This is a genomic window from Bacillus sp. MYb56, from assembly GCF_002976445.1.
GTDB lineage: Bacteria > Bacillota > Bacilli > Bacillales > Bacillaceae_G > Bacillus_A > Bacillus_A mycoides.
In genome coordinates this window covers 46399-58565 of record NZ_PCOH01000025.1, presented here as the reverse complement: position 1 = coordinate 58565, position 12167 = coordinate 46399, and the positions used below count along the sequence as shown (strand labels likewise).

Annotated in this window: 15 protein-coding genes; 4 read left to right on the top strand and 11 right to left on the bottom strand. The window is 33.9% G+C overall.

The features are described 5' to 3' along the window. Positions 1–36 precede the first annotated feature (36 nt). Entirely contained in the window at positions 37–411 is a 375-nt protein-coding gene (locus CQ058_RS23690; protein WP_002128279.1) for a winged helix-turn-helix transcriptional regulator, read from the top strand. 371 nt (positions 412–782) lie between these two features. On the opposite strand, the gene CQ058_RS31895 is transcribed toward CQ058_RS23690, so the two are convergent. The 6 genes from CQ058_RS31895 to CQ058_RS23655 form a co-directional block, all read right to left on the bottom strand. Beyond that, on the bottom strand, positions 783–935 hold the full coding sequence (locus CQ058_RS31895) for a hypothetical protein (RefSeq protein WP_002128281.1): 153 nt from the start codon (positions 933–935) through the stop codon (positions 783–785). A gap of 393 nt (positions 936–1328) precedes the next feature. Further along, positions 1329–2054, bottom strand: a complete 726-nt coding sequence (locus CQ058_RS23675) for a hypothetical protein (RefSeq protein WP_002190184.1) — start codon at positions 2052–2054, stop codon at positions 1329–1331. A gap of 336 nt (positions 2055–2390) precedes the next feature. Beyond that, positions 2391–3149 carry an SDR family oxidoreductase gene (locus CQ058_RS23670; RefSeq protein WP_002190185.1) on the bottom strand — a complete coding sequence of 253 codons (759 nt, stop codon included), beginning with the start codon at positions 3147–3149 and terminating at the stop codon, positions 2391–2393. 56 nt (positions 3150–3205) lie between these two features. Further along, entirely contained in the window at positions 3206–4870 is a 1665-nt protein-coding gene (locus tag CQ058_RS23665; RefSeq protein WP_002167957.1) for a putative ABC transporter permease subunit, read from the bottom strand. Further along, positions 4863–5588, bottom strand: a complete 726-nt coding sequence (locus CQ058_RS23660; RefSeq protein WP_002033261.1) for an ABC transporter ATP-binding protein — start codon at positions 5586–5588, stop codon at positions 4863–4865. Before CQ058_RS23660 ends, CQ058_RS23665 begins: the two co-directional genes overlap by 8 nt. A gap of 88 nt (positions 5589–5676) precedes the next feature. Then, a complete protein-coding gene (locus CQ058_RS23655) occupies positions 5677–5871 on the bottom strand; it encodes a hypothetical protein (protein ID WP_002142517.1) in 195 nt (64 codons plus the stop codon). A 331-nt stretch (positions 5872–6202) separates the two neighbouring features. On the opposite strand from CQ058_RS23655, the gene CQ058_RS23650 reads away from it, so the two are divergent. Together CQ058_RS23650 and CQ058_RS23645 are read left to right on the top strand one after the other, a co-directional pair. Next, positions 6203–6562 carry a DUF3796 domain-containing protein gene (locus CQ058_RS23650; protein WP_002190187.1) on the top strand — a complete coding sequence of 120 codons (360 nt, stop codon included), beginning with the start codon at positions 6203–6205 and terminating at the stop codon, positions 6560–6562. Then, on the top strand, positions 6550–6750 hold the full coding sequence (locus CQ058_RS23645) for a helix-turn-helix transcriptional regulator (protein WP_002084410.1): 201 nt from the start codon (positions 6550–6552) through the stop codon (positions 6748–6750). The genes CQ058_RS23650 and CQ058_RS23645 overlap by 13 nt, the downstream gene beginning before the upstream one ends. Positions 6751–6924: 174 nt before the next feature. On the opposite strand, the gene CQ058_RS23640 is transcribed toward CQ058_RS23645, so the two are convergent. From CQ058_RS23640 to CQ058_RS23625, 4 genes are all read right to left on the bottom strand, one after another. Continuing rightward, positions 6925–7236: a hypothetical protein gene (locus CQ058_RS23640; RefSeq protein WP_002128289.1), complete on the bottom strand. Its 312-nt coding sequence runs from the start codon at positions 7234–7236 to the stop codon at positions 6925–6927. Then, the gene (locus tag CQ058_RS23635; protein ID WP_002190188.1) at positions 7218–8240 is read right to left on the bottom strand and encodes an anti-sigma factor; all 1023 of its coding nucleotides are present in this window, start codon (positions 8238–8240) and stop codon (positions 7218–7220) included. The genes CQ058_RS23640 and CQ058_RS23635 overlap by 19 nt, the downstream gene beginning before the upstream one ends. Further along, positions 8230–8730, bottom strand: a complete 501-nt coding sequence (locus tag CQ058_RS23630; protein WP_002013989.1) for a sigma-70 family RNA polymerase sigma factor — start codon at positions 8728–8730, stop codon at positions 8230–8232. The genes CQ058_RS23635 and CQ058_RS23630 overlap by 11 nt, the downstream gene beginning before the upstream one ends. A gap of 257 nt (positions 8731–8987) precedes the next feature. Continuing rightward, positions 8988–9950 carry a tubby C-terminal domain-like protein gene (locus CQ058_RS23625; RefSeq protein ID WP_002190189.1) on the bottom strand — a complete coding sequence of 321 codons (963 nt, stop codon included), beginning with the start codon at positions 9948–9950 and terminating at the stop codon, positions 8988–8990. 534 nt (positions 9951–10484) lie between these two features. On the opposite strand from CQ058_RS23625, the gene CQ058_RS23620 reads away from it, so the two are divergent. Then, on the top strand, positions 10485–10982 hold the full coding sequence (locus CQ058_RS23620) for a DinB family protein (protein WP_002142520.1): 498 nt from the start codon (positions 10485–10487) through the stop codon (positions 10980–10982). A gap of 426 nt (positions 10983–11408) precedes the next feature. Here the strand turns inward: CQ058_RS23620 and CQ058_RS23615 are convergent, their stop codons facing one another. After that, positions 11409–12119 carry a YjjG family noncanonical pyrimidine nucleotidase gene (locus CQ058_RS23615; protein ID WP_105590008.1) on the bottom strand — a complete coding sequence of 237 codons (711 nt, stop codon included), beginning with the start codon at positions 12117–12119 and terminating at the stop codon, positions 11409–11411. Positions 12120–12167: the final 48 nt, after the last annotated feature.

The following is a 12167-nucleotide window of genomic DNA, read 5'->3' as shown; positions in this document are numbered from 1 at the left end:
TCAAAAAAGATACTATTGTTAAGGGAGAGTCTTTTTATGATTAGTTCAAAAGAAGATGATGTAAATTATCCATTTTTAAATAAATATTCTTGTCCAGTAGAAGCTATCGTCGAGGTTATTGGCGGGAAATGGAAAGGTGTTATTCTTTATCATTTATTAGATGGTAAGAAACGATTTAATGAATTAAAAAGATTAAAACCTAATATCACCCAAAGAATGTTAACACTTCAACTTAGAGAACTTGAAGCAGATGGCATCGTACATCGGGAGGTATATCGTGAAGTACCTCCTAAAGTAGAATATTCGCTAACCGAACTAGGCGAGTCGCTACGTCCAATTATCCTTTTAATGATGGAATGGGCGACTAATAATATGGAGCAGGTTTTGGAAAGTAGAAATAACACTAAATAGTATTTAAAACCTGTAATTAGCCATTACAAACAACTCAAAAAAGATTGCCTCTTAGGATACTGGCAATCTTTTTTGAGTAAAAGGATTATTTTGGTCAGATTCTGGAAAAGTGTTAATATTCTTCATAAAGGAGGTCTACTGATGAAAAATTTATGGAAGAAAGTTTCTTTAATTGCTTTCATAGTAATTGTCCTTTTAATAATTTTATATTTTTGTGGTATGTCACTTTTCTGGAACCAACCCTAAATTACATTTAAAAATAAGCCCTCCTTGAATAAAATTCAATATTCCGTCAATACTATACATGACATTAGATTTTCTCCTTGTTCCCCCTTGGAGAGTCGGGCAGCTAGCTTTTGTTAGCTGCTTTTTTATTTTCGAATCATTGCCGTCATTACTACTGGTGGTCCATTTGTTCCGTATTTCATAATTTGAGCAATTGATTGTAACTGCTGAATGCCTTCTTCTTCATTATGTTCTCCCTGAACAATTGCTGACGAACAATATAATGGTTGAACAGCCACTGTATGGAGACTCTTCCGCTAAATAAAATTGTGCGACCATTGGAAGTTCTTCTCGTTTACATATTTCTAGGATTTTCTGCGATACTGGTGCAATTTCTTCATCATAAACTTCCTCTTTATCGTACATCTCAATTCATTCTCCTTTTCTACAAAATGAAATTTTTGTAGAAAATGAAATTTTTGTAGAAAATAATGAACTTTAAAAACTACTAAATTGCAAATATAAATACAAGGGAGCGTTTTATATGACTTCCTATCAAAAAATATCTTTAATAGTTATCACTCTTTTTTATCATTGTGATGTTCCTTTCAAATGAAGTCTTTATTTCTTAACACCCAACGAGAATGTACAACAAACTAAAAAGGCCTACTCACACGAGTAGGCTTTTGAAACTATGAAAGCTTCGTTAATAATTGATTTAAATCTTTTTTCGTTTTTGTCGTTAATGACTTCATTTTATTAATATCAATCTTTTCTTTCTCCGCTCCTACAATTAACGGATACATACTTTGGCCAATTGTTTTATATTCAGTCGGATGTGATGCTTCTAACTCTTTTTCAATGACATCCCACTTCTCATTAATTTGTTTTCCGAGTTTATTAACTGTTTCTAATTTAGGATTTGCAGCTAATTGCTTGTCCAAGCTTTCAATTAATGTAACGACTTCTTTTACATTTGTTTTCACAGCGACGCTTTTCTTCGGATCTTTCGTTGTTTTTCCGTTATTGTTTGTACTTGTACTTTGATCTGTTGTTTTTCCGTTGTTGTTTGTACTTGTACTTTGATCTGTTGTTTTTCCGCTAGTAGTTTGATCATTCGTTTTTCCTGTCGTTTCTTTTTCTTTTGTTGTTTTGCCGTTACTTTCTGTTCCTGATGATTCCTTTGTATTTTTTGCATCCTTATCTGTTTTTTCATTCGAAGAAGTATTTGTGTCTTTTTCAGTATCTTTCGTTGTTTTTGACGCTTCATCTGCACTTGTCGTTTTCGATTGCTCTTCATTTTGTGCAGTTACCTGATCCTTCTTCGCTGCATCTTTATCTGTGGAGGTACTACAAGCTGCCATTGTAAGCATTGTACCAATTGCTACTGATGCGATAGCGACCTTTTTCATTTTCATAAAAATCCCCCTATGTTTACAATTTTATCCTTCTCTTTACGATTCTATTTCCCCTTAAAAAATCCCTTTTCATACGAATCACCATCTTTCCGACAGTAATCTTCATAATAATACGTACAAAAAACGATAAATTTATTTTAATATTCGAGTTTTTTCTACTACATTTTCCTCCTCTGTAGCAAAAGAAAAAGAGTATGTTGTCACATGAAGATTTACAATCTACAAATGACAACATACTCCCCTATCAATTTTTTATCTTTCTTGACATTTTATTTATACAAAAAACAAAATAATTACTAATTTTTTTATTTCTCAACACTTGTTAACATAATATTTTTATGAATAACCACCGTTTGAATGAATGACTTGCCCAGTAACCCACTTCGCTTCTTCACTTACTAAAAAAGCAATTAAGCGTGCCGCATCCACCGGTTCTCCAACTCTTCCTTGCGGGAATTTCCATACTAAATGATGCTGTAATTCCTCTGTAATCCATCCTGTATTCGTTGGTCCTGGATCAACAGCATTGACTGTAATCCCCTTCTCCATAGCAATTGGTGCAACTGACTTTGTAAATGCTTCTATTGCTCCTTTCGTTGCTACGTATGCTAGTTCATCTGGCATCGGGCCTAATGACTGCCCAGAAGTAAGATTTATAATACTTCCACTCGTTTTAAGTGAAAAATGTTTAATAAATAATGAACTTAATAGCATAGGAGCACGAACATTAACCGTATAATGTTTATCTAGCTGTTCTACATCTAACTCTTCAATTTTCGTAGGAGTAGAATACGCCGCATTATTAATAAGAATAGATGGATCCCCTAAACGTTCTGATACCATATACAATACACGATTAGGCGAATAAGACTGCGATAAGTTGATTTCTGCCATTTCACATCGAACGCCGTAACTTTCAATTTCCTTTTTCAACCAAAAGGGCTCTTGATCATTCATTCCCCATGGCATCGCTTTATCATACCGAGGCCAGTACGTGAAAAAAATGTCTATCCCATTTTGAGCAAGCACCTTGCATACAGCTGCACCAATTCCATTCAGACGAGTTGCCCCTGTTACAATTGCTATTTTCTTCACCTTTTCTCCTCCATCTATGGATAAATCCCCTGCACGAATACAGAGGATCTACCTTTTTAATTAATATTTGACAATATACGCTCAGCGCCTAATTTTAAAATTTTAATAAAGATATAATTTACAATCGTAAACATTACAAATAAAACGATAAACATAATCCAAAGTCCTACTTGAAGGAAGAAGTATAATACACTTACACCCGCTACAATAACTAAAGCTATTAAAATATTAGCTAAAAAATTCCACAAAGTTGTATATCGACTTTTAAATAATTTCTGTTCTGTATCCCAATGAATATCTGCAGTTTGTGCATCCCAGCGTGTACCGATTAAATTAATTAACAATAAACCGTTCGCACTTAGTAAGAACCAAAGTATCATGAAGACTGGCGAAATACCTGCTACAAATGCCATTGTAATACCGAATACTCCTAAAATGACTACATTAATTAACCAGGCCGTTATCGCTTTCGCAAAAAAGATATCCGAAGCCTTTACTGGTAAGTAACGATTCACAAACCAAGAGCTTCCATCTCGTGAGAATGACGTTGTTGCAATAACGTTACTCCCCATTAAAAATAAGGATGCACAAAGGCCAACACCAATTGCGAAACCTGCTGATTCTGGATTATCAATATACCCTGTAATCCATTTTAAATTTCCATCTTGTACAAACAAAACAAAGAACAGCATAATTGGCATAACGAAAGTTTGCACAATACAATTTAAGAAAAATTGTGGTGTACGGAATAACGTTTTAAATTCTTTTTTCACATATGCTTTTAAATGAGAACTTTGTACTGTTGATTTCTGTAAACCTTCTGCTGAAATTACCTCTTTCTTTGCTGTACTCGTTGAAAGTCCAATAACCCCTTTTAAATATGTACGCTCTGCAATGTAATAAAACAAACCGAAAAATGCGATAGAAATAAGAATGTATATTAGTACGTATAATATTCCCTTCCACGATGCATTTTCTACTAATCCCATTGCACCAAAATATGTAGTTGGAAAATAATTTGTCATTTGTATAAAAAGGGAGGATTGATTATTTGTAAGATAATTCGCAACTGAATCTCCAGCTCCAGATACTGCACTTTTATTTCTCCATTGCATAAATACATTGATTCCGACGATAAATAGTATACTTACGATTCCAATAAATATACTTCCTCGATCTTTATTTTTCGCTATATTCGTATACCTCATAATAATTGTCATAATTAACGAAGCTAAAACTAGCGGAATGATCGGGAAGAATAAGTAAATGACAATCATATAAATGTAATATGTAATGAAAGCACCACTCTTTAAACCGTAAGTAATAAAGATAGGCAATAAAATAAACGAGCTCATTACGTATTGTGTAATTAACACTGTAAAGAACTTTGCCGAAATAATTTGCGCTGGTTTTAACGGTAACGGTAGCAACATTTCAACATCATTACTATAGTAAAACACTGTTAAAATGTTCATAATACTCATCAAAAATACCCATATACTAGCAACTGCTAATCCCATCGCAATAACAATTCCTGGATCCTGTCCGAGGTGTATCATTCCTTCATATATTCCATGGGTCATCGAACCGAATATTAAAAAACCTACAAATAAAATGGCTGCAAATGAAAATAAATACGCCCATCTTTTCTTTTTATCTGTTATGAAATCTGCATAATTTAATTTCAATAATACTTTCGTTAACGTCCAAATTTTACTCATTGCCCGTCATCTCCAAGAACATTTTTTCAAGTGATTCATTGGATTCAAAATGATCTCTCATTTCATTTAAATTCCCTTTAAACTGAAGATTTCCCTTATTAATAATCGCGACGCGGTCACATATTTTTTCAGCTACTTCTAATACGTGTGTCGAGAAAAATACAATCTTCCCTTTATCAGCATGTTCTCTCATCATTTCTTTTAAAATATATGCAGATTTCGGATCAAGACCTGTTAACGGTTCATCTAAAATCCAAACATCTGGTTCATGTACGAGCACACCGATAATAACAATCTTTTGTCTCATACCGTGTGAATAACTTTGAATTTGATCAGATAAAGCATTGTACAGATCAAACTTCTTCGCTAATGACTCTATTCGTTCTTGTCTTACTTCCTTCGGTACTTCATACATATCAGCCATAAAGTTTAAATATTCAATCCCTTTTAATCGTAAAAACATATCCGGGCTATCTGGAACATAGCCAAATGTTTTCTTCGCTTCCATCGGATTTTTCATAATATCTTTACCGTTGATTGTAATGGTTCCTTTGTCCACCCCATGAATACCAGTAATCATCTTAATTGTCGTTGATTTACCCGCACCATTCGGTCCTAAAAACCCAAAAATTTCTCCGCTCGGTACAGATAAACTTAAATCTTTTACTGCATAGGTAGATCCATTATAACTTTTTGACACATTCAAAATTTCGATCATTACATCCAATCCTTTCCTTAATTACCAATTAACTATATTAACATTATAGCATACTTATATTTATAGATTTTTACATTTTTCAGTTTTTTTAACCTTTAAAATAAATATAAACTCCTAATCCAACAATTAAAACAACAGCTAGTATTATATAAATCATCGTAAGTCGTTTAATATTTCCTTTTGTCGCTTTACTATAATTCGCATCACCATTTCGCCCAATTAACACCGTTCCAATTACAGTAATAACTACAAGTAATATAACGATCATTATCCCAGTTAACATTTCGTCCTCCCCCTCCTTACATCCATTTTACGATATTTCCCTTTTTATTTTACAGAATATTTAACCTTTTTCATTATTATTATGAAATAAATCGCAAAACTATTATTACTATGAATTTCCATATGTGATATATTTATAACATATAGTGATTTATCCCGCATTAACTGGCAGTAAGACTCCCACCTCAAATTTCGGCTGGAGCAAAGAAGTTAGGTAGGAGTCGTGCTGCCCGTAAACGCCCGATTGGTGAAGGCTAATAATCAGTGGGGGATGAACACCCCCCACTGATTAAAGTTTCACTTTATTTCTAACATCGAAAGGAGAATCTATCATGAAAACGACTTGGATTAAATATTTAGGATTTCTCGGTTTCTTTGGGTTTTTCGGATTTTTTTATGAAAAAGGATTGTTTACTATGTTTTGTTTTTTCTCCTTTTTCACGACGTATAGAAAAGTTCATCACGATGAGCTTTTTGAACAAATCGTCAATAAATCTTGCCGCAACGCCTTTATCGTTACGTTATTAACTACCGCTATCATTATCTTTATTGAAATGTTATTTCCGAATCCTACACTACAAGAGATTGATATTGCTCTTATTTTCAGCACACTCATTCTTACATTCGGATTCTCTACCTTCTTTTACGATAAACCAGTTGATGAAATGGAAGATGCACCATGGCGTTCGTAACGAAGATAAAAGAATACCGTGCCAAAGTACATATGACGCAGGAAGATTTAGCGAAAAAGGTTGGTGTACGTCGTGAAACGATTAGCCATCTCGAAAAAGGAAAGTATAACCCTTCCTTACAGCTTGCTCACGATATAGCGAGGGCACTACATAGTACGATTGATGAGGTTTTTATTTTTGAGGATTAATAAAGGGCACCAAGTTTAATATATAATACTGAATCGTGAGCGGAAAACATATCAACAAAACCACAGCCTAGATGCATAGTGCTCTCCTTTCAAATTTGATAGGTTCTTCTCTTATCTAGTTTACTTTTTACACATTAAAAAAGAGCGAATCTACATTCGCTCTTTTCCACATATTTATGGCGTAAAGCTTATCATCCAACCTAACATAAATCCAAATACAGCAAACAGTAACATAAAAACAAATAAACTACATGCCCACAATGCATATTTTCGACTTTTGCTTTTTGTGAGCATGCCTACGACTGAACACATCAATCCAGCTCCAACTATTTCTCGAAAACCTTCGCCTATAAATATTTCTTGAATAAGCAATGTAATGTTCAAATACAATAACGCTAGAAAGGCAATAATTAATGAAATAATACCCATCCACGTTTCCTGTTTATAAATATGACTCTTTCTTTTTTTTAAGAATGCCAATTCCATAATCTCGCTTCACCTACTTTCAAGTTTCTAACTTTTTCATGGCTCATCAATTTTTCAACTTCTCCTTTAGGTCCAGTTACAACTGCCCCGTATGTTTTTATCCCATTTTTTTCAAGGAAAGAAATACGCTTTGACAACTCTAATACTTTCGCTCTAGATAGCTTCACTGCTAAATTTTCATGCTTCTGTAATGACTTTAAAACATCAATAAATTGTTCCTCATGAGGTGAGTCACTTAAAAAAGGACCACTTGGACTTGAAATCATATCTGCTGGAAAACCGATTGGGGCAACATACTGACCCTCATCATTCTTTTGCTTCTCCTCTAATCCTGTATTCACGGCATACCAAACAATATCAATAGTAGGAAACGTATCCGTTACCTCTTGTACACTTAATAATTCTCTAAAAGATACAAATGCTTCTACAACAGATTCTTGTGGAAGACCTTTTAATACCTGAGCTTCCTCGCTACTATTATAAGACACATTATAATTATTAGGATGAGATAATACCTCGTTATCTATATATGGGACTTCCGGAATTTTTTCATCTGTTGTATATTCACGGCTTACTTTCGTTGCTCTACTTAATAAATAATCTGTTTTCTCTTCTCCTATTCGAATATCTTTCTTTCCTACCCTTTTATACAAATCAAAATGCAATTGTAAACTAAGCGGTAACAATGTTTGCTCCATATCCCTTTCTTTCATAAATACATTAGGTTCTGTTACACTTAATGTTTGATTTACTACATTCCGTATCTCCATCGCGTTTGTAGGTGCCAATGTATAATATAAAAGTGTAGATATATATAAAATAGGTTGAATAAGTAATAAAAAAGTAAATACAATCAACACATTCGTAATTCGAGCTCTTTTTTTACCTATTTTCAACACTTGCTGCTGTTTTCCATCAGGAAGTGAATCTGGTCTTTGATGAAGAGCTTCTTGTAACAATTCTTTATAATCATCTTGTTCAGAATGAGGTTTATCATTTGTCATTTTGACTCTTTTCCTCCTTTAACAATTCTTTTAATCTCTTTCTCCCACGAAATATGTGACTTTTATAAGTATTTACCTTTAAATCTAATACAGTAGCACCCTCTTCGTACGTTAATTGATGTACGTCACATAATAAAATAGCTTGTGCCTCTACCACTGGTAAAGTATGAATAATCTGAATTAATTTTTCATAACTATTTTTTGCGACTACATACTCTTCTGTAGATTCCCCTGCTTGTATTGTCTCTAATTCCTCCGTTCCTACAAAAGATACTTTTTTCTCTTTCCTTACAAAATCAATAAACGTATGATATGCCACTTTAAAAAGCCATGATTTTACCTTTTGGTTTTCATAGTCTTCTAGGTAAAGATACGCCCGATAAAAAGTCTCCTGCATCAAGTCCTCCGCTACGTGATGGCTACGAGAAAGGGAAAATAAATACCGGTACACATCGTTTATATAAACCTTATATATTTCTTCAATTTCCATCCCCCTCCTCCTTTCATATATAACACGAATAAGCGTGTTATAAAGTTGCATTATTTTTCCTTTTTATATTTTTTATTTATTAAAAAAGAAATAACATTTATACATTTTAATAACTATTTACAATTATAAACAAAATATGAGATGTTATAACTGTAAATTCCTAAAAAAAGAAAAGCGACAAAATGCAATCTTCACACCAGAACCACATAAAAAATACCGGTATCCTTCCCATGAAGAATACCAGTACTTTTCATTTATCACCCATACAAAACCGCATGAAATACACCTAACAGTAAGTATTGATCCTCTATATAATCCTCATCATATACATCCATCTCGATATAATACATATCTTCCTCAAGACGAATATTCCAATCTGCGATTACATAGCCGTTTCGTAATAATTTTCCAAGCCCAATTGAAGTTTTGTGAACAACATATTCTTCTGTCTTATATGTAAAAGTAAATAAGAAATTTGCATCTAATAACTTTCCGTCACATACAAGTATTTCATGCTCTGCATCATTATTATCGATGTACGTTACTAAAATCCTTCTTTGACGCTGCCTACTTACATCCTTTGCAATGACGCGAATATTGTTCTTACTATCCTTTATTTCATAAATGATATTACTACCGACTTTCGGAATGAAGTCTAGCACTTTCATCAACGTATTTTTATAATAGCCCCGTACTGCGCCTACTCCTTCGCTTCCATTGTAAACCTCTATTGAAGTCGTATCCGCTTTACTATCACACAGTCGTTTATAAGAAAGCTGCATCATTCGCTCTCCTCTTAAGTACTGATCAAACGTCACAGGATATCCTATCGCGCGCAGTTCCTTATTTAGCTCATATAAATAGCGTTGAACGCTCTCTACTAATGTTGTAGTTGATATACGCTCTTGAAGTTCAAATTGCTGCCAACTGGAAAAAACTCTCCACTGATCTTCCTCTTCATATACGAATCCGAGAATTACTTCCTCACGGTCACTCGTTTCATAATTCAATTGTTCTTTCTGCCCATGTTGCACTTGTTCCATCCACTGTCCTAAATAAATGCCAAGCTCTGCAACCTTCATGCATGACTTCTGAAAAAATACGCTGTCACTCGCGCGAATTGTTAAATCCCCTTCAATAAAGCCATTTGCATAAGCGGCATACCGTGGCTCATCCTTCTGCGGGATAGCCTTGTCTAACTCAAATAAAAACATTAACATCCTTCACTCACCTCTAGTTGTTACACAGCTCATACATGACATCGCATCACTCTGAGAAACTATGTATATATGAATATTTAATTATCGAATTATAACACGTGAATGACCTTAGTATAGTAGCGCTATTTTTGCTTCGCGAACTCCCTCATAATAGAATAACTATCCTTTTATTTTTTTTCTTGACTTAGAGTTCACTCTAATTATTATAATCAACTCATAGTTCATTCACAATAAAATCAATTGGATAAAATTCAGGAGGGATCGGAAAAGCTAAAATCAAAAGTGGCTGACATTAACGCAGACCTGAATGTTGTCATTCGAACCTTTGATTTATCTGTTAATACAATTGTACATTAAGGTACTAATTAAATAAAAACCTACGATTTCCTGTACGTTAAGAAGTCAGTGATTCTTGCCTTATTTTACTTTCTTTTAATAGTCGTAAAGCTTCTATAATTTATTTAGTACATATAAAAAAGACGGAATCATAAAATCAGCAAATTAGAAAATAAAACAGGATGGGAGTCAGTTATTATGGAGCAATCAAATAAAGCGTTTAGCCAGGCATTAGTAAAATCGTTAAGAGGGGAACGAGGACATCTTCCCATCAAGAATGCTTTGTCGGATATAGACGTGGCGCTTGCGGGAAAACGCAGAGAGGAACTGCCTTATTCTATTTATCAATTAGTGAAACACATGACCTATTGGCAAGATTTTCTCTTATTATCCGCTCAGGGGAAGAAGCCTGCATTGCCTGCCCATGTAAAAGAGAGCTGGCCTGAAGAAGAATGCCCTGGCAGTGAGGAAGAGTGGCAACAGATTATTCAGTATTTTCTTCAAGGGATTGAACAGGCATGCACGATCGCCCAAACTGTTCAATTGGACAAAACATTGGAGGAATGGCCTGATGAAACCCCTGGCGGTGTTCTACGGAATATTGCATCTCATAACTCCTACCATTTAGGAGAAATTGTGCTGATTCGCAGATTATTTAGTGCTTGGCCACCGCCAACAGGCGGATATCCGGTCTAAACAAGGAAAGGGTCCCACCTCATGCCCATTAACTTAAGATTTTGAATTACACCCAAAACGAAATTTTTACCACTTTACAGTTATTTATGAGAATTAAATTCATTTTTTTCATTACTGGGGAACAAACATTTTTTAAACTTGATGGAGATAGGGTATAAAAATACAAATTTCATCTCCGAAAAAAATAAAAAAACGATTGCTTGGATCCTAAGAGGCAATCGTTTTTTTTAACTGTTTGTAATGACCAATTACAAACAACTAAATATATTATTTTGTGTTATTTCTGTTTTCTTTCAGTAAAATTATTTTGACTTGGTACCATCTTTTTTTGTTCCATATCATAGTATATGAACTTATATGAACGATTTTTCAAATATATCTACCGTAACTTAATATATATCAACTAATCGAAAAATCTTAATTCTATTAAAATGAAGCTACCTTTTCTTCCGCCACTTCCGCAATTTCTAAAATTTGTAGCAGGTTCTCCACTTCATAGGTCGGCTTAACGCCTGCCGTATTTTCTTTCAGACTCGGATTATACCAACACATATCAATACCGTAATCTTCTCCGCCTTTCATATCAGAAGTTAGCGAATCTCCAACCATTAGTACACTTGATTTATCCGTAATCCCAAACTTCTCAAAAGCATAATCAAAAATCTCACGCGCTGGTTTTTGATGGCCGACTTCTTCAGAAATAATAATATGATCAAAGAAGTTACATAAAGGGGAATTTCCAATTCTAGATTGTTGCACTTTTGTATATCCATTCGTAATGATACCTAACTTGCAATCTTGAAGGTTCTCACATAATTGCACTGCACCATCTATAAGATGGACTTCTTTTCCTAAGTTTTCAAGGTATACGTCACTAAAATGCTGCGCGTCTACTTCTATATTATGAAGAGCAAATAATTGTCTAAATCGATCTACCGCTAATTCACTTAGCGTAATCATTTTATTCTCTAAATCTCTCCATAATCCATTACTAATCTCTTTATAACTTGCAAGATAATCATTATATCCTGTAGGCATGCCAAATTGTACAAACGCGTTATGTAATGCGTTTCTTTCTGTTTCAGGGAAATCTAATAATGTATCGTCTACGTCGAATAGTATTACTTTGTATTTCATGATGTTCGCCTCAATTCCTATATTCTCATAGCTTAATTATAGCAACAA